This is a genomic window from Mesorhizobium sp. P2_C7 (assembly GCF_056404515.1).
The window spans coordinates 205019-227883 of record NZ_JBFUDW010000010.1; the positions used below are offsets into that span (position 1 = coordinate 205019).

Below are 22865 nucleotides of genomic sequence, written 5' to 3' on the forward strand. Positions count from 1 at the left end.
GTCTGCGATCTTGCGGTCGTGCCAACTGCTGCCCGCTCGATAAACAACCCGATGGAGTACGGCATAGGCGGTTTCATGGGCTGAGATATGGGCACACCCGTCTTGCGGCACGGTACAAAGTTTTGCGCTGAGCCGCCAAAGGCTCATAAAGCGTTAATCGCGTCGTGATACCGGACGACCGTGGCCGACCAGAATGAGCCTGTTTTCCGACAACTCGCAGCGGCGCCGACTACGGCCGGCCTGGCCACGCGCCTCGCCGTAGCCGAACTCCGACGCCGCGGCATCGATCCGGCCCCTTTGCTCGCCCGCGCCGGACTGTCAGCGGTCGCCCCCGATCACGACGGTCGGATCGATGTCAGGTCGCAGATCGAATTCCTCGAGCAGGCTTCGCGCACCCTCGGCGACGACTTCCTCGGCCTGAACCTGGCCGAGCAATTCGATCTGCGCGAACTCGGCATGCTCTACTACGTCGCCGCCTCGTCGCATTGCCTCGGCGATGCTCTACGCCGCCTCGAACGGTACGCCCAGGCGGCGAATCATGCGTTGATCTTGCGGATGCACAAGGGCTCGACCTTCCGGCTCGCGCTTTCCTATGCAGGCGTGCCGCGGCACCTCGACCGGCACCAGATGGAGTCCTTCGCACTGACGCTCGTCCGGCTCTGCCGGCAACTCGTCGGCCACAGGATTTCTCCGCTCGTCGCGAACTTCGTCCACCAGCGCTCGGGCGATCTGCGCCGTGCGCGGAACCTCCTGGGCTGCGACGTCAACTTTGGCGTCGACTCGGACGAGTTGATACTCGACCCTGCGCTGCTGGACCGGACGCTGGTGGCCGCCGATCCATTCCTTAACCGGCTGATGGTCGAGAATTGCGAGCAGGCGATGGCCGCCCGCCCCACCAACGTGGGCCCGTTCCGCACGATAGTTGAGAACACCATCGCGCCGCTCCTGCCCCACGCCGAGGCGAGCGCGAAGAAGGTGGCCGGCAGCCTCGGGCTAAGCGAGAGGACGTTCGCACGCCGCCTCGCGGCAGAAGGGCTTAGCTTCGGGGCCATTCTGGATGATCTCCGGCGTGATCTCGCCATTCGCCACCTGGAGGAGCCGGGCCTGCAAATCTCCCAGATCGCATGGCTGCTGGGCTTCCATCAGCCAAGCGCCTTCAGTCATGCCGCGCGGCGCTGGACCGGCAAGACTCCGTCCCAGTACCGGCGTGGCTTGTCATCGTCCTAGCAGATCCTGAGCGGCGGCTGCCGCCGTTGCAGCCAATGTAGTTGATCGGCACCGCCAACGACTTGCGCCCAGCCGCCACTGTCCTTGCGTCAGTGCACAAGGCATCCACCTAAGCGAAGAACGCCAGACCCACCGGATTGAGTCCAGTCACACATGGCTCGACGCCGTCGCTTCGGGTTGGTGCAGGAAGAAGGATCGAGGATATACTATGGCATTGCAGACGTTCGCCGCAGCGACTCGGGGCAATGAACTGAAGTCTGCGTTCTGGCAGTGTGCCGGGGCGCTGACGGCGGTGGCCGTTTTCTCGGGCATAGTGAATATCCTCGGCCTGACCGGCTCGCTCTACATGCTGCAGGTCTACGATCGCGTGATGCCGTCGCACAGTGTACCTACGCTTGTCGGCATCACCATCATCGCGGTCTTTCTGTACGCGGTCTACGGCCTGCTCGATTTCGTCCGCTTGCGCCTGCTCGTTCGGATTGGCAACGCACTCGACCAGAAGCTGCATGGCAAGGCATTCGCAGCCTCGCTGCAGCTGCCGCTGAGGGCAGGACAAGAGGGATCGCGCATCCAGCCGATCCGTGACCTCGACCAGATCAGGAGCTTCGTCTCCGGAAGCGGTCCGACCGCCTTCTTCGACCTGCCGTGGATTCCATTCTACCTCGTCATCATCTACATGCTGCATCCATCACTCGGGCTCCTAGCGACGCTTGGAGCAGTGGTCATCGTACTACTGACCCTCGTCGCCGAAGGGCTCGCGCGCGCGCCGTCAAGGCGTGCATCCGAATCGATAGTTGCCCGCACTTCCTGCTCCGACGCGGGCCGCCGCAATGCCGAAGTCATCCGCGCTATGGGCCTCTCCAACCGCTTCGGCAGACTCTGGAGTGAGCAGAACCTGCGCTTCCTGCAGGATCAGCGGCGGGTTTTCGACGTCATCGGTGCGACCGGCGCGCTTTCACGCACGTTCCGCATGATGCTCCAATCGCTCATGCTCGGCCTCGGCGCCTACCTCGTTATGGCAGGCGAGGCGTCTTCGGGCGTCATTATCGCTTCCTCTATCATGCTGGGCCGATCGCTTGCGCCAGTCGATGTCGCGCTCGCAAACTGGAAGGGCTTTATCTCTGCGCGAAGAAGCTACGACCAGCTATCCAGAACGTTGAACGCCTTTTTCGAGCAGCGTCAGCCGATGGCGCTCCCGCGACCGCAGCACACGCTGTCCGTCGAAGGCCTGACAGTTACTGCGCCAGGCCAGCAGAATGCTCTTATCCAGAACGTCAGCTTCACGCTGCAAGCGGGGACGGGGTTGGGCGTTGTCGGGCCGAGCGCATCCGGCAAGTCGACCCTGGTGCGCTCCATTGTCGGTGCGTGGCCGTCGCTGCGCGGGACGGTCCGGCTAGACAATGCAGCGCTCGAACAGTGGGATCCCGAGGCCCTTGGGCGGGATATCGGCTATCTGCCACAGGCTATCGAATTGTTCGACGGAACGGTCGCAGAAAACATCTGCCGCTTCGACAAGGATGCCGATCCCAAGGACATCCTGGCAGCGGCGCGGACGGCTGGAATCGACCGAATGATTCTCAGGCTGGCGGATGGGTTCCAGACGCGCATCGGCGAAGGCGGCAGCGCGCTCTCGGCCGGGCAGCGGCAACTCGTCGGGTTGGCGCGGGCACTCTACGGAGAACCTTTTCTGGTAGTGCTCGACGAGCCTAACTCCAATCTCGATGCCGACGGCGATGTCGCGCTCGCTACCGCCATTCAGAGCGTGCGCCAGCGTGGCGGCATTGTCATCGTCGTCGCCCACCGCCCATCGGCGCTGGCCAATCTCGACCAGGTGCTGGTGATGGCAGGCGGGACCTCGCAAGCCTTCGGCCCGAAGGAAGAAGTGCTTGCCGGCATCACCCGTCCGGTGGCCCATACGCAACAACCAGCGGCTCATTCAGCTTTGCGGCAGACCTCGACTGTCGTCCCCTTACACGATCGAAAGTGACCTCGGTGATTTCAATGTCCGTTTCAGAAAAGAATACGCATTCCGGCGAAGGCATCAGGGCCAACATCCTGTTCGGCCTGGCGGTATCGATCCTGCTCGTCGGCGGTGTCGGCGCGTGGGCGGCGAAGACATCACTCGCAGGGGCCGTCATCTCGTCGGGCACCGTTGTCGTCGAAAGCAGCGCCAAAAAAGTCCAGCACCAGACTGGTGGCGTCGTTGGTGCGATCCTGGTTCGCGAAGGCGACCGCGTCTCGGCGGGCGATGTTATTGTGCGGCTCGACGATACAACTGCCCGTGCCAACCTACAGATCATCGCACAACAATATGACCGCACGCTCGCCCGCCAGGCGCGTCTGCAAGCGGAGCGGCTGGGCTTGCCCGAGATCAAGCTGCCCAACAGCCTTGCCAGACGCGCCGGAGAGGCGGATGTCGACGCCTTGGTTGCCGGCGAGAAGGCGTTGTTCCAAAGCCGGACCAAGGCTTCGACAGGGCTGAAGGCCCAGCTCGAGGTTCGTTCGGAACAGTTGGCGAAGCAAATTGAAGGCCTGACCGCCCAGCGGGAGGCGACGGACAAATCGGCAGCGCTCGTCGAAAGGGACTACAACAGCCTTCAGACGCTCTATGAGCAAAAGCTCGTCTCGCTCGAGCGGGTAAGCACACTCCAGCTCGAGCTGTCGCGGCTCAAGGGCGAATCTGGCCGCCTTATGGCCGCCATCGCCGAGACAGAAGGCAAGATCAGCGAGACAAAGCTGCAGGCCCTCCAGGTCGACGAGGAGATGCGCAAGGACGTCAACGAGGAGCTGCGCGAGCTCGACGGCAAAGAGGTCGAGCTTGTCGAGCGCAAGGTGGTCGCGCAGGACCAGCTTGCCCGCACCGAAATCCGTGCACCCCAGTCAGGGTATGTGCAGGAGCTTGCCGTCCACACTATCGGCGGGGTCATCGCTCCGGGCGAGACAATCATGCTGATCGTGCCCGAGCAGGACCGGCTCGTGGTCGACGCCATGATCGCCCCCTCCAGCGTCGACGACGTTCGCCCCGGCCAGTCTGTGTCGATCCGCTTCTCTGCCTTCGACGCTGCCACGACGCCCGAATGCGAGGGCACCGTGCAGAGGGTGTCGGCTGACCTGATCAAGGACCCGCAGCGGCAAACTTCCTATTTCGTCGCACGCACGACCGTCGACGACCTGCAGGCCTGCTTGCAGGATGCCAGACGGCTGCAGCCGGGGATGCCAGCGGAAGTCCACATCCAGACCGGCGAGCGCGACGTCTGGTCCTATGCAATGAAGCCGCTATCGGACCAGCTGCACAGGGCGTTCAAGGAATAGTGGAGTCCGGCTGGCTGGGCCGGAATGTGTGGTACGCGCGTGGCATAAGCGCTCGTGACAGCCAAACACAAGTCTTTGGCGTGCGGCGACAGGCGCCACCCGAGCTCAATCCTTATCTGTACGTTGCAATAATAACCATCCATCGCTCTATACAGGAGAACACATCATCATGGCGCTCATCAACGCCGACATCCCTTTGGACATGTGGTCCGACTTTGACTTTAGTTCGATTAACGGTTTCACCAATTATGTGTACAGCTCAACAGATTTCAAGTTGAATTACAGTAATGGTTTGGCAGATCATTTTACAGGATACGGGTTCACCTACAATTATTATTACGACAACTACTATAATATATATGTACAGCCGAACGGCGGTGGCATCGTTACCAGCTACCACGTCGATGACGCCTACGGCTATGAGCCAATCACGATATCCGGCATCAGTATTCCGTTTAGCGCAATCCTTGATGCTGCCGCCACCTACTCGAGGGCGGACGACGCAGCAGTCGTCGTGACTGCGCTGGCCGGAGCCGACACTATCTTGGGTAGCATCTACGCGGACAGGCTCGACGGGTTTGGCGGGAACGACACAATTTACGGCTACGACGGGAACGACGCTGTCTACGGCAGCGCCGGCAACGACTATCTCAGCGGGATGGCAGGCAACGACTACCTCAACGGCGGCACGGGCGCCGACACGATGGTCGGTGGCGCAGGCAACGATGTCTATATCGTCGATAATGCCTCCGACATCGTCAACGAGGGCCTCGCCGGCTCGACCGGTATTGACACAGTGCAGTCGTCGATCAGCTTCAGCCTCTCCGACACTGCGCACGTATTGGGCTCGGTCGAAAACCTGACGCTGCTCGGATCTGCCAACATCAACGGCACCGGCAACTCGATTGCCAACATCATCACCGGCAACACTGGCAACAACATCATCAACGGGCTCGGCGGTGCCGACACGATGAGCGGCGCCCGGGGCAACGACACTTACTATGTCGACAATGCCGGCGATCACGTGATCGAGGCCAATGGCCAGGGCACTGATAACGTGCAGGCCTACGTTTCCTTCAACCTCTCCGGTCAGGAACTGGAGAACCTGGCGCTGCGCAGCGCGGCTTCTATCAACGGCACCGGCAATTCCATCGCCAATGTCATCACCGGCAATTCCGGCAACAACGTCATCAACGGCCTGCTCGGCAACGACACGCTGTCCGGCAGCACCGGCAACGACAGCTTCCTCTTCACCACGGCGCTCAACGCCTTGAGCAATGTCGACCGCATCACAGACTTCTCGGTGGTCGACGACACTATCCGGGTCGATAACGCCATCTTTGCAGCGCTTGGCGGCAACGGCACGCTGACGGCCGACCAGTTCGTCAAGAACACAACTGGCCTTGCGGGTGACGGCAACGACCACATCATCTACGAGACCGACACCGGCTGGCTCTATTATGACAGCAACGGCAGTGCCGCTGGCGGCTCGACCCATTTCGCCACGCTGGCTGCAAACCTTGCGCTCACCAACGCGGATTTCCTGGTGATCTAGTCCCTCCATTTGGGGGCCTGTAGCTCCTCACCGCGCTGACTTCCCACCGCTGCGGGGCCCATCAAGCGCGTCCCCGCCTGCGGGAGGGAGGACACCGGCCGAGGCCGCCTTAGCGAGTTCGCAGGGTGCAGGTACGAACGGCAACACCGCAAATTCGCGTTGGTTTCTTCCCCAGGGGCTCGGCAGCCAGGCTGCTAGCAAGACGGCCAGCCTCGCTTTGAACCCTATGAAGGCGATGCGAATCGCGCGCCTGCCAGGGGCCCCATAAGCCACCCCCAACCCCCTCCACCGACGAACCCGGCGGGGCGGGTGCCATTAGAACGCGCCGCGTAGGCAGACAGGCCAGCGCGCGTCAGCAACCGCGCGGGATCGATGTTGTGTCGCTCAAGCTCAGCAGAGGCCAAGCGCGCGGCCAGACCTGCCGCAGTCGGTATGGCTGCCAGTGTTCGAACGACCGCTGCACTCTGTTCGACCACTGGCGCACACCTCTCGGACCCGCTCGACCCTCACATTATGAAGCTTGGCAGCTAAGCGCAAATACTTGTCGCAGCGTTGCAAGATCAATTCGGACGAATCATCGATGCGAACGGTACGCAGGAAAAAGATCCAACCGCAGGCGCTGAACGGCTGGCGGAAACTGGGACGTGTTTTCGCGATCCTGTTCCTGCGACTGACGACAGGACACCTGCGTCGAGGAGGCGGCGGCGCAAAGGGATCCAACTTTGCGCCGCTGTCCTCCGAGCCGATTAATCAAAGCATGAAGAAATTGGCGGGGACACGACGTCAGGCGGCGCCCAGGCAAGTCGAATGGACTATTCGCACATGACGATCTGCGCAGTGGCACCAAGCAGCAAGATTTTGGCGTCGCGACCCAACGGGCTGTGCCACAGGGTTCCCATCTAGCTGGTCATTCAGGCTAACTGCTCCCGATCTTCATAGAGCTGTGACAAACCAAATGTCAGATAGATTTCGATTGGACGTCGCCCTCTACATCGCAGCTGCGGCGCGTGTGGGACGCAAGGTAACTTATGGAGAGCTGAGCGCCAAGTTTGGCGACCTGGCAAACGGCTGGGGACCAGTCCTCGCCGTAATGGCTGGCCGGCTGCACAAACGGGGCGGCCCGCTATTGCCTGTGTTGGTGGTTTCCGTGGACACAGGGCTGTCGAGCGAAACAATTTATCGCCAGTTTGGGCTGATGGGCGACGCGGCGACGCGGCGACGCGCGCAGAACAGCGGAAGTGCTATGATTTCAACTGGCCCGGATTCTTCTTCGGATGGGTCTCGAAGGAAGGTGGTATGCCCGCCAGGTATCGCGCTAGCGAACGCCGAAGCAACGAACTCTGCGAACCGATCATTGACGCCGAGGCGCGCTAACGCTTCTGGCCTTGAGGCAGTGAGACACGGACAACAATCCCCGACAATCTAGCTCAGGTCATAGCTCGTGCGGACCGGCCACTTTCTGACACCAGCAACTGATCGCCGGCGAAGCTCGGCTGCAATGGCGCGAGTCATCTATTTGCCCGGACTACGATCAAAGCGGGTTCTGTGCCTCATTCAAGCACCAGATGTGGTAACCGCCTTGCTTGTGTACGGCGCCCTCGACCTCCTTTTCGAAGCCGGGGAAGCGCTCGCCCCATTCCTGAAGGGCACGGATGAACGAGAGCCAAGGGCCGTCAACCGGGCCCATGCGCTCACCGGGCATCACGATGGGTATGCCGGGCGGGTACGGCATGATCCCGACCGCGGTGACGCGGCCCGCAGTCTTGTCCAACTTGAGCAGCTCGGCATTTCCACTCTGCAGCTGCTGGAATGCGGCACGCGGCGTCGTCACGATCTCGGGCAGGTTTCCAAAGGCGGCGGCCTGAAGCGCATCTACGCGCATCGCCCGCATCGCCTCGAACATCTCGTCAGCAAGATCGCGGAGGCCCATGTCGCGGTAGCGATCCGGCGCGACTGCGACGATTGCCGGCAGTACCTGTGAAAGCGGCGCGTTCGCGTCGTAGTCGGTCTTGAAGTCCAGCAGCGTGCTGATCAGTGTGCCCCACTTGCCCTTCGTTATGCCCATGGTGAAGAGGCACAGCACCATGAAGTCAGTCGTGCGTGAGGGTATCGTGGCATTGCGGCCGAGATAGGCAGACACCACGGGGGCCGGAATGCCCCGCTCCAGCAGTTTGCCGTCGTCACCCATGCCCGGCGTAACGATGCCTGCCTTGATGGGATCAAGCATACACCAGTTCTCCTCAAGGTCGGCGAATCCGTGCCACGCTGCGCCAGGTTCAAGGACCCAGGCCTCCGGGTCGTTGGCCAGCTGGTCGCGGTCGGCATCGGCGAAGTCGACCATTGCACCGGTCTTCGCGTCGCGAGCTTGCGGGGCGTTCCAGGGATGGAAGAACCACTCGTCCCTGCCCGCAAAGTGGCGATGCACCTTTGCCAGCGCCATGCGGAAATCCACTGCCTCTCTGATGACCTCCTGGGTAAGCGTCCGGCCACTTTCACCGTCCATCATTGCAGCGCCGACTTCGTTCGACGCGAACAGCGAATAAAGCGGTGACGTCGTCGCCTGGATTACAAAGGATTCGTTGAAGCGGCTGTGTTCAACGGGATTACGCCCGTTGCGTATGTGGATGAAGGACGCCTGAGACAGCGCCGCCAGCAGTTTGTGCGTCGAGTGCGTAGCGAAAAGTGTGGGACCATCCTTGGCACGGGTCTTAGGGTCGCCCCGCATCGCATGGCGACCGGCGTACATGGCATTGAAGCGGGCATAGCCATACCACGCTTCATCAAAGTGCAACCTGTCAATGGTTTTGCCCAGCTCGGCCTCGGCTGCCTCGGCATTGAGACACATGCCGTCGTAGGTACAGTTCGTGACGACCGCGTAGACAGGCTTGTCGCCCTTTGCCTGCGCGCGCAACGGGTGGGAGGCGACAGCAGCGGCGATTGCCTCAGGCTTGAAGCTGTTGCGCCGTAGCGGCCCAATGATCCCGTACCGGTTGCGCGTCGGGGTCATGTAGATCGGTATGCCGCCGGAAAGCACCAGCCCCTGCTCGATCGATTTGTGGCAGTTTCGGTCGCAAAGCGCGAACTGATTCTCGCCCACGCAGGCCATGAAGATGGTCCGATTGGATCCCGACGTGCCATTGAGCACAGAGTAGGATAGATCTGCACCGAAGACGCGGGCGATGAAGGCCTCACTCTGCTTCACCGGTCCGCTGTGATCGAGAAGTGAGCCGAGATTGCCCCTTTCTATCCCGCTATCGGTTCTGAATAGGTTCTCACCAAAGAAATCGAAGAATACCCTCCCTATCGGCGACTTGGCAAAGGCAATTCCGCCCTGATGGCCGGGCGCCGACCAGGAGTGCTCGTCAGACTGGCTGTAACGCAAAAGTGCATCAGTAAACGGCGGCAGAAGTTGTGCCAGATACCGCCGGATTGCTGCGAGCGCCCGGCCGGCAACGAATGTCGCCGTGTCCTCCAGCATCCAAACGAACTCATCGGCGAGCTGCATCGCCTCGACTGTCATCGAACCCCTGGTATCACGGTCGGCCATGAGAAACACTGGTGCTCGAGAGTTGCGCGCCCGGATGGCGCGCAGCACCTCGATCGCTGCAGCGTGACTGCCCTCGTCGTTCATTCCCAGCGTCCAATCCACGAAGTAACAGTGCAGGCCGGCATCCGAGTTCACGATCGCCAGGCCGTCCTCGTATGAGGTTGCTTCAGCGACCCCTACGTTCTGGTGGCGAAACTCCTCCACCAGTTCTGCTACGGCACGCCCGCGTGAGCTGCCTGGTTTCGCCAGCTCGTCATCGACAATCAGAGCGCGCATTTTGAGCTGAATGTTCGTGCGTCCCAGCATGTCTTATGCCCTCAAAGCTTGATCAACCCTTGTGCGTCGGCGGGAACCAAGCTGACTCCCGATGAGTCTCTTGCGCTTGGCGTCATTGCAAGGCGGTGGAGGTTGACCGCGGCGGCCAAAGTGCGCTGACATCGATGAGCCACCGAGGTCACGCTAGTTCCTCCTCACTAAGATTGAGCGCTGGAGCGAGGTAACGATCAAGAATCAGGCAGGTAAGTTACCGTAGCATTGGACGGCCTCGTCCCGCGTACGTGTTGCTAGCATGTTGATGATCGTGGAATCGGACACGGCCGTCCGCCTGAGCCGCAGCACCAATGAACGAACGGCGGGGTTCAGGATCATCGTAAGATTCAAAGACGCCATTGCGGCGCAAAGCGGACCCACCTTTATGCACGCCGTTCTACGCGAGAGCACTCCCACCCTCTTAAGCGACTTTACATCATCCCGAAACTGGGCGCAGATCGAACCAGCGAGGCAGAACCGGAGAACGCCAGCTGTGCGGAGTAAGGTACGGACTGCAACGACATTGCGTGACGGCGAAATTCGCCGCCGAAATTACGCTATTGCCGCCGTTTGTACCCTCACTCCCATTCGATTGTTTCTGACCCAGCTAGATTATTGATCTACCTGGATTTTTTCTTTGCTTGCCGCTCGAAACGCCGCAAAAAATATTTTGAGGTTTCACCAACTATCGGGACCAATCGGGCGATTTTTGCACTTTACGGCGTTCGACAGCGTGCCCAAGCTGTCTCGAAAAGTACCGTCACCGCTCTACGGACGATCTAGCGAACCCCACTAGTCCCATTCAACGTGGGTCGCCAAGTTGTTTCTTGCGCCTTTTGCCTGTGGCAATTCGGAAGAACGATTCGTCAGGCGAATGAATCAGATGGCAGTACCGACGACGGCGCCAATGCCGGCCGTCAGCGCCATCGCCAGCGCGCCCCAGAATGTGACTCGAACCGTTGCCCTCAACGCATTGGCGCCGCCAGTTTTCGCACCGATGGCGCCCAGCACGGCCAGGAAGAGGAGCGAGGCAACGGATACGGTTGCGGCAAGCCAGGCGGCCGGCGAAACAAGCACCATCGCCAATGGCATGGCCGCGCCAACCGAAAATGCAGCCGCTGAGGTCAGCGCGGCCTGAATCGGTCTTGCCGTCGTCATCTCCGAAATACCGAGTTCGTCGCGTGCGTGGGCGCCGAGCGCGTCCTTAGCCATCAATTGGTCGGCGACCTGCAAGGCCTGCTTTGGCTCCACGCCCCGCCTGACATAGATGTTCGCAAGTTCCTGTCGCTCGAAGTCTCGCTGTGTCGCCAGTTCCCCTCTCTCACGCGCAAGGTCGGCTCGCTCGGTATCGGACTGTGAACTGACCGAGACATATTCGCCGGCCGCCATCGACATCGCGCCGGCGACCAGTCCCGCTACGCCGGTCACCAGAACGTTGGAGGCAGCGGCATTGGCTGCCGCCACACCAACGATCAGGCTGGCCGTCGAGACGATGCCGTCATTGGCGCCGAGAACGGCAGCGCGCAACCAGCCGACGCGCGATACGAGATGGTTCTCTGCATGCAGACGGCTCATGACGTGCGCTGCGGCCGCAGCATCCTGACAAGCACATCCGACTTCACATAGAAGTGCTGCCACAATGCGGCCGCCGCATGGAGCCCGACGACGACGATGATCACCGGCTTGGCAAGCTCGTGTATCTCACCCATCGCACGAAAGCTGAAGTACCATGCCAGTGCCCCAGTAATCGGCATCCCGAAAATAAACAGGTAAAGCAGGAAATGGGCGGCAGCGGCGATCCGCTTCAACGCCGCGCCTTCTTCGAATGGTGCAGCCGGCACGCCGCGCAATAGACGGACCGCAACCCGCCAGATCGCCAGCGCCAGAACGGTCAAACCGACATAGACATGAATATTCGCGTTGAAGATGTCGGCAGCTGCCGGCTCGGTGCCGCGCGAGAGCGCCCGGTAAGCCGGCTTGATGTCCTCGCCAATTACAAGCTGCAGGACGATCAGCACCGCGATTGCCCAATGCAGCAGTATCTGGGTTTTGGTGTATCCGGCCGGCTCGTTGGCAACAGTCATAGGCAGCTTACCTCGCTTAAGTGGACCTTCCTACCTCGCTGCTTATGCGAGAATCTTGATCTAGGACAAGTCAATTTGCCCTCTCCCCTTGAGCTTTCAAGCGCGCCCCTCCCAGCTTGAACTCGGCTGACAGCCAGTTGTCAGCTTAGTCGTGGGATATTGCACCCGAAGCGAACCAGACGGATCGCCTTGCCAGATTCAACGTGGAACACAATTCCGATGAAACAGATCGCCTTGTCACTTTTCGTGATCGCCGCCTCGGGCGCTTATGCATGGGAGCAGGCCGGCAAGGATCCGGCAAACGATATGCTTGGCGACGCGCTGCCGCCCAACGCAGTCGAAGCACCTGCCGAGCAACCAAAAGAGCCGGCATCCGCAGCGACTTTGCCGATGCTTCGGCCCCTGCCGGTGCCGATCGACCTGCGGTTCCGAACAAGGTTCCCGATTGCCCGGGAAACGACGGCGGGCATAGCAGTTTCCACCGAACGGCAAAATGATCCAGCCAAGCAGATAACGGTTCCGATGGCACCACATCAGTCGCCAACGCCACCTAAGCAGGCAGCGGCTCCGGCTGTCACCGATCCCTCGTCATTAGCATCGTCATTCGCCATAACTCCGGCCGTCTACATACCTGTCCCACAGCCGAGGCCGGCATATCCGGACGCGCCCGCACGTGTTGTCCCAGCGGGTATGCAACTGGCCGCACAGGGTTATGCCGACGGCGTCTACACCGGCCCGCCCGCCGATGCTTATTACGGCATCATTCAGATTCAGGCCCTCGTACAGGGTGGGCAGCTTACGGCGCTGAAAGTGCTGAAATATCCCTCCGATCGCCGCACCTCCATCAGCATTAACAGGCAGGCGCTGCCCATGCTGCGCGACGAAGCGATCAGCGCCCAAAGCGCCAATGTCGACATTATTTCGGGCGCGACACTGACCAGCAGGGCCTTTATCCAGTCGCTGCGCGGCGCGCTGAAGAAAGCGTCTTCCTAGTCCCATGCGAGAAACGCGAATTTTGATGGGCATGCCCGTTACGGTCGACATCGGCGGCGCGTCGAACGGTGAGCTGATCGACACCGTCTTCGGCTATTTCGAGCACATCGACCAGCGCTTCAGCACATACCGGTCCGACAGCGAGATCACGGCCATAAACCGCGGCGACGTTCCAGTCGTCGACTGGAGTGGCGAGATGATGGAAGTGCTGGCCATTGCCGAACGGACGAGAAGCGAAACCGCCGGATACTTTGATATTCGCAAGCCCGACGGTTCGCTCGATCCTTCCGGCATTGTCAAGGGCTGGGCAATCCGCAATGCGGCCGGGATTGTTCAACGGGCCGGCATCAGCGATTTCTTCATCGAGGCGGGAGGCGATGTCCAGTCCTGCGGCAAGAATGTTTCGGGCCATGACTGGAGTGTCGGCATCCGCAATCCCTTCAAAGAGGACGAGGTCGTAAAGGTCGTCTATCCCCGCGGTCGCGGTGTCGCGACCTCGGGCACCTATGTCCGCGGTCAACACATCTACAACCCGCATGGAATTGGCAGCCCGATCCAGGACATCGTCAGCCTGACCGTCATCGGCGCCGATGTGCTCGAAGCCGATCGTTTCGCCACCGCTGCCTTCGCCATGGGCCGGGACGGCATTATCTTCATCGAGCAGACGCCAGGCCTGGAGGGGTATGTCGTCGACGCCAATGGCCGCGCCACGCCGACAACCGGGTTCGGGGCCTTTTGCCTGCCATGATCAAAACAGTCGACCGATTTCTCGATCACGTGACCATGTACAGGCTGGTCCTCTACTATCTGATGGCGCTGGTCGGCGCGGCGTTCGTGCTCGGCTTCTTGAATCTCATACCGCATGATCCGATTGCACTCGCCTTCACGACGGCTTTGGCGCTGGCCGCCTGTTGGCTCACCAACAAGGTCTTTGCGCATACCTTCGCGGTACCGGCTAACAACGAGTCCGTCTACATCACCGCTCTCATTGTAGCGCTCATCCTTGATCCGGTAGCCGTCACGGACACAAAGGGGATCGCGGCGGTGGCACTCGCGTCCGTCTGGGCGATATCATCCAAGTTCATTCTCGCTATCGGCCGGAAGCACCTTTTCAATCCGGCTGCGTTGGGCGTGGCGCTGTCCGCGCTGCTGCTCGACCAACCAGCCACCTGGTGGGTTGGCGGCAATCTGGCGTTGCTTTCGCTCGTGCTCTTCGGCGGCATGCTCATTGTCCGGAAACTACGCCGGCTTGATCTAGTCTCGACCTTCGTTATCGTGGCGCTGGCGACCATTCTGGCAGCCACGGACCCATCGCAGTACTGGACCGCGCTTACTGAGACCCTGGGTTCGTCGCCTCTGCTGTTCTTTGCCTTTGTGATGCTGACCGAACCGCTGACCGCACCGACGATGCCTTGGTCGCGGATCGTCTTTGCCGCCATCGTCGGCTTACTGTTTGCTCCCAATATCCATATGGGCTCGTTCTATTTCACACCGGAACTGGCGCTACTCGCCGGCAACCTCTTTGCCTATGCGGCGGGCCCCAAGGGACGCTTCGTGCTGACCCTGGAACGCATCGAGCAATCGGCTGTCGACAGCTTTGATTTCATCTTCCGGTCGCCCCGCAAGCTCGCCTTTGAGGCCGGCCAGTATCTCGAATGGACGCTTGGCCTCGATCGTGCCGACAATCGCGGCAACCGCCGCTATTTCACGGTTGCATCAGCGCCCACGGAGGAAACGGTCCGCCTCGGCGTCAAGTTCTATCCGCAATCAAGCGCCTTCAAGCGCGAATTGATGACCATGAAGCCAGGCAGCAAGATCCACGCCGCGCAACTGGCCGGCAACTTCACGCTGCCCGCCAAGCGTGAAACCAAGATCGCCTTCCTGGCCGGAGGCATTGGCATCACGCCGTTCCGCTCGATGCTGCAGTATCTCCTTGACCGGAAGGAGGCACGGCCGATCGTGATTCTGTACGGAACCGAGAGCCAAGAGGACATCGCCTATCGCGACGTGCTTGGCGCCGCCAGGCAGGAGCTTGGCATCAAGACGGTGCATGCTGTAGCTCGAAGCGCAGAGCGGGGCCAATATGCCGGACATATAGATGAGCACCTGGTGCGCCTGGCTATCCCCGACTACCTCGAGCGGACTTTCTATATTTCCGGCCCGCAGGCGATGGTCAAGGCGCTGCGCCAGAAACTGCTGGCCATGGGCGTTCGCCGCTCGAAGATAAAAGTCGACTATTTCCCAGGCTTTGCCTGAAGCACGCTCAACTGTGTCGCGGCAAGGAAATGGTCACGACCAGACCCGGATCGGCGTTAGCCATGGCAAGGCGTCCGCCATAGGCTTCGACGATGTCGGAAACGATGGCAAGGCCAAGGCCGTTGCTGCCGCTCTTGCTGTCGAGCTGGACGCCACGCGACAAGGCGGTCTCCCGATCGGCATCGGGTATACCTGGGCCATCATCGGTGACAGTGACGATCACCTCGCCAGCGGTGGCGGATGCACCGACACGGACTGACGACTTTGCATAGCGTGCGGCATTCTCGACCAGATTGCCGAGGATTTCAGACAGGTCGCCTTCATCGATCGGCGCCGTCAGAACTTCTGCGACGTCCATCTTGAATGAAAGCTGCTTGCCGCTTGGCGTCCGTTTGACGACCGCAATGACGCCAGCCGCGACGTCCGACACCCGGCAGGATGCCTTGCCGGAGACGCCTGGCGCAAGGCGGGCACGCGCCAGCTCCCGCTCGACATGGCGCCGGATCGCTCCGGCGCTCTTCTCGATCTCGTCGGCCAGACCCGTCTCGCCTTTCATTCGCAACGTACGGATATCGGCCGACAGCACTTGCAGCGGCGTCTTCAGGCCGTGCGCCAGATCGGTGGCGCGCGAGCGGGCTCGCGCAAGAGCCTTCTCCTGGGCATCGAGAAGACGGTTGATTTCGTCGGCGAGCGGCTGCACTTCGTTTGGTGCCACCACATCGAGCCGTGCCGCTCGCTGTGCGATCACGTTTCTGACGGCGACCCGCAAGGTCTCCAGCGGCGCAAGGCCGATGGTGATCTGGATGAAAAACGCGGCCATGAGAACTGCCGCAAGCATCAGGAGGGCTGGAGCAAGATCGCGAACATATTCGCTTACAGACACCTCCACGGTTCGATGATCTTCCGCCACGATTGCGCGAAAGGAACGGCCTCCGGCATCGATGATCGTACGCTCGACCGCAATACTGAGTTCGCCACCAGGGCCCTTGAACTCCTCGACCGCTCGCAGCTCACCACTTGCGCTCCGGGCAGGCAGGACCAGCTTGGCGTCCCACAATGATCGCGAACGCTCAAGGCTGCCGGTGGCGATGTCCTCCACTTGCCAGTAGTAACCGGACAGCGGATTGGCGAAACGCGGGTCAGTGAGCGCTGGGGTCACGATCAGGCGGCCATCGCTTGCGAAGATCGTTGCGCCGATCAACTCGTTGAGGTCAACCGTCAGCTCGCCCACCACGCGTCGTTCAACGTGAAGTTCGAACAGATAGCGGAGGCCGGCGCCGGCGATGGCGAGTGCGACAAGAATCGAGATGGTTGCCGCCAACCACAGCCGGAAGCGGATCGAGTTGCCCATCAGGCGGGATCATCGGGCATCAGATACCCGAACCCGCGTCGTGTTTCGATGACATCGCTGCCGAGCTTCCGCCGCAGCCTCGCTACAATGACTTCGATCGTGTTCGGATCGCGGTCGTTCCCTGAATCGTAAAGATGCTCAGCCAGTTCGGTCGGCGCCACCACCCGCCCTGCATGATGCATCAGAAACGCCAGGAGCCGGTATTCCAGCGGCGATAGGGAAACGGGAATGCCGCGAAGCGATATCCGCATTTGGCGCGTGTCCAGAAGCAGCGGGCCGGATCTCAACACTGGTGCCGCCTGCCCTGCTGAGCGACGCAGGATTGCCCGCAACCGGGCGAGCAGTTCTTCCATTTCAAAAGGCTTGGGAAGGTAGTCGTCAGCACCGGAATTGATGCCCTCGACACGCTCCGTCCACATCCCCCTTGCGGTCAGGATAAGAACCGGAAACCGGCGGGCGTTGGCTCGCCAACGTTTCAATATCGTGAGACCATCGAGCTTGGGCAAACCGAGGTCCAGGATCGCTGCATCATAGTTCTCGACATCGCCGGCGAACCAGGCAGCCTCTCCATCGCGAACGGTATCAACCGCCATTCCGGATGCCCTAAGGACTGTAGCGATATCGGCCGCGATACGCGGCTCGTCCTCGGCCAGGAGGATCTTCATCAGTCGCCCTCCCCATCAGGCATGATGACACCGGCACCGGCGTCGACGTCGACGGTCCTTCGCCGGCCATCTGCATCGACGACCTGGAACCGGTAGACCCATCTGTTTGCCTTGCGGATGAGATCGACCGCAACAACATCGCCGGGAGCTTTGGCGCGGACAACGTCCAGTATGTTGGCAAGACCCTTGATTTCGCCGTGCTCGTACAGATCCCGCGCCCGGTCATGGTCGCCGTCATCGTCCTCGTCGGCTCGGGCAGCGAGAGGCATGGCCAGGACAAGTCCCGCGAGACCCAGCACCGCGACACGCTTCAATTGGCTTTTCATCGGCAAGGCATGTCGCACGTTGAAGCTTTCAATTTGCTGTCAGTCATCCTCAGCCCCCCGCAAGCAAAGGGCTCATATCAAGGCATTGTCGCGTCCAATCACGGCCGCGCCGAGTAAGGATACCAGACCATGCGCAATTCCATATTTGTCCTTGCAGCACTTGCGGGCCTCACGATCTTTGCCTTGCCCGCGGCCGCTGAATCGGACGAAGGATCATGTGGGGCGCCATCCTCCGTCGCACCTGTCGGTCCGATCAATCTGGACACTATCCCCATACAGGATGCCACCGGCCCCAAGGCCATCAAGGGCGTTGGCGATGACGACGAATGCGGCGACAGTCCCACCTCCAGTAGAGCCGCTTTCGGCAGCACTGAGGACGACGGCCATGGAGAAGACGACTAAGAACACGGAGCTATTTCTGCTCAGGGATCATTGAGCTTGGCCCCGCTAGCCAACCGCTCGTCGTCAAGGCCGACATCCATCTATCGCTTCGCCATTTCTTAGTCCGAGAGTTCTTTCTGATGATCGATATCCAACATATCCACCCAATCCTCGTGCATTTTCCAATTGTGCTCATTTACATGCTTGCGACTATCGACCTTCTGGCGCTCGCGAGCAGCAATGCTGTGACAAGGCGCTCTGGCGTGGGCACGATTTCCACTTTTGTCGCTCTGGCAGCGGGCGTCTTCGCTATTGGAACCTGGTTCTACGGCGGACTGGCGCTTGACTATGCTGAAGCCGCGGGCTTCAGCAGCGACATTGCAGAAATCCACGAAAGCCTCGGCGGCATCACGGCCTTCGCCTTTCTGAGCTGGGGCGGCGTCCGGCTCGCTTTGTGGGTCCGCAATCGCGAGATGGGGCCTGCGGCTATCGCCGTTCCTGTGATCGAGGTTGCAGGCGCAGCGCTTGTAACCGCTACAGCTTACTACGGCGGCCTGCTTGTCTACGATCTCGGGGTGAATGTGGCCAAGACTGCCTTCGCTGGCTAACCTGGCAGATCGGCTCACGGACCATGGACGGGCTTGTCGCAAGGCCTCATGGTCGGCTGTGGGCGGGTTGGCCGCATTTCTTGCCATGCTTTGATCCTCAATCATGCATTATCTCATCGGATGTGGGCTGAATGGGATATGATCCCACCGCTGATGGCATGCCCTGCCCTCGATCGACGCGGGTGCCTGCTCTCATAATCGAAGAACCAGCGCTTGGTTATCTCCGAAGCCAACAGATAGAGAGCGGTGATGGCAACGAGCCCGACAAGCACTGGCAGCGGAAGCGGCACGAAGCCGAAGCGTCCGGCGAAGGGCACGTAGGGTGTAGCGATCGCAACAACCGCAACAGCCAGCGTAAGCCATGCAAGCAGGAGGCTGGGACGGCTCTTCCAAAACGTCTTATGCGTGCGCACGATCAGCACGATGGCGAGTTCCGTCAGCAGCGACTCGACGAACCACGCAGTCTGGAAGGTAGCCGCTGTCGCATGTGCAAACAGCAGCAGAAAGGCGAAGGTGGCGAAATCGAATAGCGAGCTGACCAGGCCAAAGCCGATCATGAATCGCCTGACGAAGCCGATGTCCCAGCGACGGGGTCCGCGCACCTGGTCTGGATCGACATTGTCGCTGGCGATGGCCAGCGAGGGAATGTCCGACAGGAAATTGTTGAGCAGGATCTGCGCAGCCAGCAGCGGCAGGAATGGCAGGAACAGCGACGCGACAGCCATGCTGATCATGTTGCCGAAATTGGCGCTGGTCGTGATCGAGATGTACTTCATCGTATTGGCAAATGTCTTGCGGCCATCGTCGACGCCGCGCACGAGCACGCCCAGATCTTGCTTGAGAAGGATGATATCGGCCGCTTCGCGGGCGACATCGACTGCCTTGTCGACGGAGATGCCTATGTCTGCCTCATGAAGGGCGGGCGCATCGTTGACGCCATCACCCAGATAACCGACGACATGGCCGCGGCTCCGGAATGCCTGGACGATGCGCTCCTTCTGGTTGGGATCGATCTCGACGAAGAGATCAGTGTGCTGCACACCTGCGAAAAGCCCGGCCTTCGTAAGCTTTGAAAGGTCCTCACCGGTCATGATCCTTTCGGCGCGCAAGCCTACGGCACCGGCGAGATGTGCGGCAACGTACCGGTTGTCGCCCGAAACAACCTTTACCGCGATACCGCGATGGGAAAGTTCGGCAAGCGTTTCCTTGACACCTTTCTTTGGCGGGTCGAGGAAAAGCAGGAAACCCGCGAAGGCGAGATCGATTTCGTCGTTCCTGCTGAACGTTTTCCGGTTTTCAAATCGACGGATTGCCAGGCCCAGAACGCGGTAGCCGTCCGCGCTCCAGCGCCGGAATTTTTCGTCAATCGCCGCGCGCTGCTTCTCATCGAGGGGTTGCAGCCCTTTGGCCATGCTGACGAAGGCACACGTTTCGAGGACATTTAGTACGGCGCCTTTGGTGATCAGAAGATCTGAGGCATCCTTGGTTCGCACAACAACGGATAGGCGCTTGCGAATGAAATCATAAGGGATCTCGTCGACTTTGGTGAAAGCGGCCAATGATGCGCCTTCCCCCGGCGCACCGACGATCGCTTCGTCCAGCGGGTTCTTCAGTCCGGTCTGCATGGTCGCGTTGAGACGTGCCCAAAGCAGGATGTCGGTTGACGGATTGCCGTCGACATCAAGCCATCCGTCGAGGTGGATGACGCCTTCCGTCAGCGTGCCGGTCTTGTCAGTGCAGAGCAGGTCCATGCTGCCCAGATTTTCGATGGCGTCGAGACGGCGCACAATGACGCCGTTTGCAGCCATCGCGCGGGCCCCTCTAGCAAGGGTAACACTGATGATAGCGGGAAGGAGTTCCGGGGTAAGACCAACCGCCAGTGCCAGCGAAAACAGCAGCGATTCAATCAGCGGTCGATGCAGCATCAGGTTGGCGAAGAACACCAGGATGACAATCGCCAGCATGATCTCGGTCATCAGATAGCCGAACAGCCTAATACCTCGGGCAAACCCTGTTTCGGGGATTTGTCGTTCCAGGGCCGTGGCGATGGATGCGAATTCGGTGCGGGCACCGGTCGCTGCCGCAAGCACGGTTGCGGTGCCGCTGCGAACCGATGTGCCCGTAAAGACCGCATTGCCGCGCTGTGCGACGGAAGCCTCGGGAGCCGACCGCCCCGGTGCTTTCACGACGGGGAAGGTCTCGCCGGTCAGTACGGCCTCACTGACATTGAAATCGCGGGCATCCAGAATGATACCGTCCGCGGGAATGAGGTTTCCGGCGGAAAGCCGGATCACGTCCCCCGGCACGATATCTTCGGCTGCAACCGAGCACTCGATACCATCACGCAGCACAACAGCCTTGCGCGAAATGCGCTGTCTCAGCGCCTCCGTGGCACGCGACGCGCCGTACTCCTGGGTGAAGCTGAGGATGCAGCTTGCCAGCACGATCGCACCGATGATTGCAGCCTCCTGCCCCTCGCCGACGAAAGCCGACACGGTGGCCGCGAAGATAAGGATCAGGACCAGTGGGCTACGGAACTGACGGATAAACACGGTCAACGCCGAGGTGCCGGACCGTGATCCGGGTGTGTTTCGGCCAAATTTTACAAGCCTCGATGCGGCCTCGGAAGTGGCAAGCCCGGAGGTAAGCGTGTCGAGGCGTCGCAGGAGGTCATCGGTCTCGATCGACCAATAGGCACCTGCGTCTGCCGCGACGGGTTGCTGGTCAACTTCGCCGGGTACGATACGAGAGATCATCACTACGACCTAAAGCGGTCGGTGCTGCTCTCTTCGATCAGCACGCGGTTGACCCCGCCGAACGCCCATTCCCGCAGACGGCTTTGACCATAGCGCGCCGGAGACGCATCTATGGCTAGGGTCACGACAATTGACTTGTAGGACATAGCGGACGCCTTTCGCTGGGCGATCGAATGCATGATGAAGTGCACCCGCTGGCGCTCAACGCCTTGATGCCGGTCAAACGCGCGCCGATTGCAGGCCGCCTCCGAGAGGCTCGCGTCGCGTAGCTCTTGATCCGGATCAAGGGCCGCCGTGGCGAGGGGAATATCATTCGGCCGCACAAGGAGAATTGCGATGCAGTGTATCAAGGTCGACGAAGCGCTATGGGCGTCCAGCATGTTGCCCGAGGGCATTCTGGAGCGTTGGTTCATTGCCAGCGGCGACACGATCAAGGCCGCTGAGCGAATAGCCGAAGTTCGCGTTGAAGACGCACTGCACGAGATTGTCGCGCCGGCCGGTGGCCGCGCGACGATTGTCGCAACAGCGAATGCCGTCATCGAACCCGGCTCGATCCTCGCAACGCTGGAGCCGCAGTCGTGAGGCATTCCACGCCTTACGGCGGCGTTTGCGCTCAGCCTCAACAATAACCTTAAGGATGTATAGATATGCAGGCCCAACATGCCGTCGCCTGGCTGGACCATCGCGAAGCCAAGGTGTTTTTCTTCAATCGTCAGACAGCCGCAAGCGTGAGGCTTGTCACTACGCTTGCGCATCTTCAGACCCATAACAAGGCAGGCTCGGTAGATGGCAAGCGGGCGTCGGAAAACCGAGCCTTCTACGACGATGTCGTCAGCGCCCTGCAACCGGCGAAGGAATGGCTGATCGTGGGGCCGGGAGAGGCAAAGGATGAGTTGGCCAAGCATATCCGCGACCACCATCCCCACTTGAAGGATCGCATTGTCGGCGTTGAGCCGGCGGATCATCCAACGGAGGCCCAGATCGTGGCGCATGCTCGATCGTTCTTCCGTGCAGCTGACCGGATGTTGCCCTAGCTTCAGTCCTGGGCTACTGGGACCGCGATCGGCCGCGAGGTCGACTGCATGTCTCCGAGCTGCTGGCGTGAGATCCAATCGTGCCTGCCATCTCCGTGGCCTCGATCATGGTTGTTGCAAGCTGCTGATGTAGGCGATGATTGCCTCGATCTGGTCGGGGCTGGCAACCCACTCAGGCATGTCCGGGTGGCCGGTCGAAATGCCTTCGGCGAGTGCTTCCTCGAGATCCGAGATCGGATAGCGCTTTGACAGGGTGCGAAAGGCAGGAGCGTCCGGGTGGCTGCTCACGTCGGTTTTTCCAATGGCGTGGCAGCGGGCGCAATTGAACTCCACCAGGGCCTTGCCGTGTTCCGCCAGGCTGTCCGCGAGCGCCGGCACCACGGAACCAAGCAATACCGCCGCAAGCACGCAAACCCGTAGACGCCAGTGACCACCGCTGCTCATACAGGCGTTCATGGTTG

The 22865-nt window shown here is 60.7% G+C and carries 21 protein-coding genes; 12 read left to right on the forward strand and 9 right to left on the reverse strand.

Going from position 1 to position 22865, the window contains the following annotated elements; genetic code table 11:
- Window positions 1–180 precede the first annotated feature (180 nt).
- From AC1D2G_RS21660 to AC1D2G_RS21680, 5 genes are all read left to right on the forward strand, one after another.
- Window positions 181–1227: an AraC family transcriptional regulator gene (locus AC1D2G_RS21660; protein ID WP_477304626.1), complete on the forward strand. Its 1047-nt coding sequence runs from the start codon at window positions 181–183 to the stop codon at window positions 1225–1227.
- Between the two features lie 208 nt (window positions 1228–1435).
- On the forward strand, window positions 1436–3214 hold the full coding sequence (locus AC1D2G_RS21665; protein ID WP_477304624.1) for a type I secretion system permease/ATPase: 1779 nt from the start codon (window positions 1436–1438) through the stop codon (window positions 3212–3214).
- A gap of 14 nt (window positions 3215–3228) precedes the next feature.
- The gene (locus AC1D2G_RS21670) at window positions 3229–4539 is read left to right on the forward strand and encodes an HlyD family type I secretion periplasmic adaptor subunit (protein WP_477304622.1); all 1311 of its coding nucleotides are present in this window, start codon (window positions 3229–3231) and stop codon (window positions 4537–4539) included.
- A 274-nt stretch (window positions 4540–4813) separates the two neighbouring features.
- Window positions 4814–6094, forward strand: a complete 1281-nt coding sequence (locus AC1D2G_RS21675) for a calcium-binding protein (RefSeq protein ID WP_477304620.1) — start codon at window positions 4814–4816, stop codon at window positions 6092–6094.
- Between the two features lie 580 nt (window positions 6095–6674).
- Window positions 6675–6920, forward strand: coding sequence for a hypothetical protein (locus AC1D2G_RS21680; protein ID WP_477304618.1), 246 nt, complete (start codon window positions 6675–6677; stop codon window positions 6918–6920).
- A gap of 705 nt (window positions 6921–7625) precedes the next feature.
- Here the strand turns inward: AC1D2G_RS21680 and AC1D2G_RS21685 are convergent.
- The 3 genes from AC1D2G_RS21685 to AC1D2G_RS21695 all read right to left on the reverse strand — a co-directional run bounded on the left by AC1D2G_RS21685 (window position 7626) and on the right by AC1D2G_RS21695 (window position 11968).
- On the reverse strand, window positions 7626–9947 hold the full coding sequence (locus AC1D2G_RS21685; protein WP_477304616.1) for an Orn/Lys/Arg family decarboxylase: 2322 nt from the start codon (window positions 9945–9947) through the stop codon (window positions 7626–7628).
- A gap of 882 nt (window positions 9948–10829) precedes the next feature.
- Window positions 10830–11525: a VIT1/CCC1 transporter family protein gene (locus AC1D2G_RS21690; protein ID WP_477304614.1), complete on the reverse strand. Its 696-nt coding sequence runs from the start codon at window positions 11523–11525 to the stop codon at window positions 10830–10832.
- On the reverse strand, window positions 11522–11968 hold the full coding sequence (locus AC1D2G_RS21695; RefSeq protein ID WP_477304612.1) for a cytochrome b: 447 nt from the start codon (window positions 11966–11968) through the stop codon (window positions 11522–11524). Before AC1D2G_RS21695 ends, AC1D2G_RS21690 begins: the two co-directional genes overlap by 4 nt.
- A 285-nt stretch (window positions 11969–12253) precedes the next feature.
- Here AC1D2G_RS21695 and AC1D2G_RS21700 point away from each other — a divergent pair, with 285 nt between their 5' ends.
- The 3 genes from AC1D2G_RS21700 to AC1D2G_RS21710 are packed head-to-tail and all read left to right on the forward strand — an operon-like array spanning window position 12254 to window position 15283.
- Window positions 12254–13027: an FMN-binding protein gene (locus AC1D2G_RS21700; protein ID WP_477304610.1), complete on the forward strand. Its 774-nt coding sequence runs from the start codon at window positions 12254–12256 to the stop codon at window positions 13025–13027.
- Window positions 13028–13052: 25 nt separating this feature from the next.
- Entirely contained in the window at window positions 13053–13775 is a 723-nt protein-coding gene (locus tag AC1D2G_RS21705) for an FAD:protein FMN transferase (protein ID WP_477304608.1), read from the forward strand.
- Window positions 13772–15283: an RnfABCDGE type electron transport complex subunit D gene (locus AC1D2G_RS21710; RefSeq protein WP_477304606.1), complete on the forward strand. Its 1512-nt coding sequence runs from the start codon at window positions 13772–13774 to the stop codon at window positions 15281–15283. Before AC1D2G_RS21705 ends, AC1D2G_RS21710 begins: the two co-directional genes overlap by 4 nt.
- A 7-nt stretch (window positions 15284–15290) precedes the next feature.
- On the opposite strand, the gene AC1D2G_RS21715 is transcribed toward AC1D2G_RS21710, so the two are convergent.
- From AC1D2G_RS21715 to AC1D2G_RS21725, 3 genes are read right to left on the reverse strand one after another with little or no spacing between them, the layout of a single operon-like run.
- Window positions 15291–16634, reverse strand: a complete 1344-nt coding sequence (locus tag AC1D2G_RS21715) for a sensor histidine kinase (protein ID WP_477304604.1) — start codon at window positions 16632–16634, stop codon at window positions 15291–15293.
- Window positions 16634–17299 (reverse strand): response regulator transcription factor, encoded by a 666-nt coding sequence (locus tag AC1D2G_RS21720; RefSeq protein WP_477226102.1) that lies wholly within the window; start codon window positions 17297–17299, stop codon window positions 16634–16636. Before AC1D2G_RS21720 ends, AC1D2G_RS21715 begins: the two co-directional genes overlap by 1 nt.
- On the reverse strand, window positions 17299–17613 hold the full coding sequence (locus tag AC1D2G_RS21725; RefSeq protein WP_477304602.1) for a PepSY domain-containing protein: 315 nt from the start codon (window positions 17611–17613) through the stop codon (window positions 17299–17301). Before AC1D2G_RS21725 ends, AC1D2G_RS21720 begins: the two co-directional genes overlap by 1 nt.
- Before the next feature lie 141 nt (window positions 17614–17754).
- On the opposite strand from AC1D2G_RS21725, the gene AC1D2G_RS21730 reads away from it, so the two are divergent.
- Window positions 17755–18027: a hypothetical protein gene (locus tag AC1D2G_RS21730; RefSeq protein WP_477304600.1), complete on the forward strand. Its 273-nt coding sequence runs from the start codon at window positions 17755–17757 to the stop codon at window positions 18025–18027.
- Window positions 18028–18146: 119 nt separating this feature from the next.
- On the forward strand, window positions 18147–18614 hold the full coding sequence (locus AC1D2G_RS21735) for a DUF2231 domain-containing protein (protein WP_477304598.1): 468 nt from the start codon (window positions 18147–18149) through the stop codon (window positions 18612–18614).
- 113 nt (window positions 18615–18727) lie between these two features.
- Here the strand turns inward: AC1D2G_RS21735 and mgtA are convergent, their stop codons facing one another.
- A complete protein-coding gene (gene mgtA, locus AC1D2G_RS21740) occupies window positions 18728–21370 on the reverse strand; it encodes a magnesium-translocating P-type ATPase (protein WP_477304596.1) in 2643 nt (880 codons plus the stop codon).
- 2 nt (window positions 21371–21372) lie between these two features.
- Window positions 21373–21693: a hypothetical protein gene (locus tag AC1D2G_RS21745; RefSeq protein WP_477304594.1), complete on the reverse strand. Its 321-nt coding sequence runs from the start codon at window positions 21691–21693 to the stop codon at window positions 21373–21375.
- Window positions 21694–21706: 13 nt separating this feature from the next.
- Here AC1D2G_RS21745 and AC1D2G_RS21750 point away from each other — a divergent pair, with 13 nt between their 5' ends.
- Together AC1D2G_RS21750 and AC1D2G_RS21755 are read left to right on the forward strand one after the other, a co-directional pair.
- Window positions 21707–21952: a lipoyl domain-containing protein gene (locus AC1D2G_RS21750; RefSeq protein WP_477304592.1), complete on the forward strand. Its 246-nt coding sequence runs from the start codon at window positions 21707–21709 to the stop codon at window positions 21950–21952.
- A gap of 65 nt (window positions 21953–22017) precedes the next feature.
- Window positions 22018–22404: a translational machinery protein gene (locus tag AC1D2G_RS21755; RefSeq protein WP_477304590.1), complete on the forward strand. Its 387-nt coding sequence runs from the start codon at window positions 22018–22020 to the stop codon at window positions 22402–22404.
- Window positions 22405–22509: 105 nt separating this feature from the next.
- Here AC1D2G_RS21755 and AC1D2G_RS21760 read toward each other — a convergent pair whose 3' ends face one another.
- Window positions 22510–22860, reverse strand: a complete 351-nt coding sequence (locus tag AC1D2G_RS21760; RefSeq protein ID WP_477304588.1) for a c-type cytochrome — start codon at window positions 22858–22860, stop codon at window positions 22510–22512.
- Between the last annotated feature and the right edge of the window lie 5 nt (window positions 22861–22865).

Bases quoted from the DNA above. Each gene is read 5' to 3' on its own strand.
- AC1D2G_RS21755 (WP_477304590.1), top strand. From the start codon at position 22,018: ATGCAGGCCCAACATGCCGTCGCCTGGCTGGACCATCGCGAAGCCAAG.
- AC1D2G_RS21700 (WP_477304610.1), top strand. From the start codon at position 12,254: ATGAAACAGATCGCCTTGTCACTTTTCGTGATCGCCGCCTCGGGCGCT.
- AC1D2G_RS21735 (WP_477304598.1), top strand. From the start codon at position 18,147: ATGATCGATATCCAACATATCCACCCAATCCTCGTGCATTTTCCAATT.
- AC1D2G_RS21760 (WP_477304588.1), bottom strand. From the start codon at position 22,860: ATGAACGCCTGTATGAGCAGCGGTGGTCACTGGCGTCTACGGGTTTGC.
- AC1D2G_RS21720 (WP_477226102.1), bottom strand. From the start codon at position 17,299: ATGAAGATCCTCCTGGCCGAGGACGAGCCGCGTATCGCGGCCGATATC.
- AC1D2G_RS21665 (WP_477304624.1), top strand. From the start codon at position 1,436: ATGGCATTGCAGACGTTCGCCGCAGCGACTCGGGGCAATGAACTGAAG.
- AC1D2G_RS21690 (WP_477304614.1), bottom strand. From the start codon at position 11,525: ATGAGCCGTCTGCATGCAGAGAACCATCTCGTATCGCGCGTCGGCTGG.
- AC1D2G_RS21710 (WP_477304606.1), top strand. From the start codon at position 13,772: ATGATCAAAACAGTCGACCGATTTCTCGATCACGTGACCATGTACAGG.
- AC1D2G_RS21670 (WP_477304622.1), top strand. From the start codon at position 3,229: ATGTCCGTTTCAGAAAAGAATACGCATTCCGGCGAAGGCATCAGGGCC.
- AC1D2G_RS21750 (WP_477304592.1), top strand. From the start codon at position 21,707: ATGCAGTGTATCAAGGTCGACGAAGCGCTATGGGCGTCCAGCATGTTG.
- AC1D2G_RS21715 (WP_477304604.1), bottom strand. From the start codon at position 16,634: ATGGGCAACTCGATCCGCTTCCGGCTGTGGTTGGCGGCAACCATCTCG.
- AC1D2G_RS21680 (WP_477304618.1), top strand. From the start codon at position 6,675: ATGCGAACGGTACGCAGGAAAAAGATCCAACCGCAGGCGCTGAACGGC.
- mgtA (WP_477304596.1), bottom strand. From the start codon at position 21,370: ATGATCTCTCGTATCGTACCCGGCGAAGTTGACCAGCAACCCGTCGCG.
- AC1D2G_RS21730 (WP_477304600.1), top strand. From the start codon at position 17,755: ATGCGCAATTCCATATTTGTCCTTGCAGCACTTGCGGGCCTCACGATC.
- AC1D2G_RS21705 (WP_477304608.1), top strand. From the start codon at position 13,053: ATGGGCATGCCCGTTACGGTCGACATCGGCGGCGCGTCGAACGGTGAG.
- AC1D2G_RS21685 (WP_477304616.1), bottom strand. From the start codon at position 9,947: ATGCTGGGACGCACGAACATTCAGCTCAAAATGCGCGCTCTGATTGTC.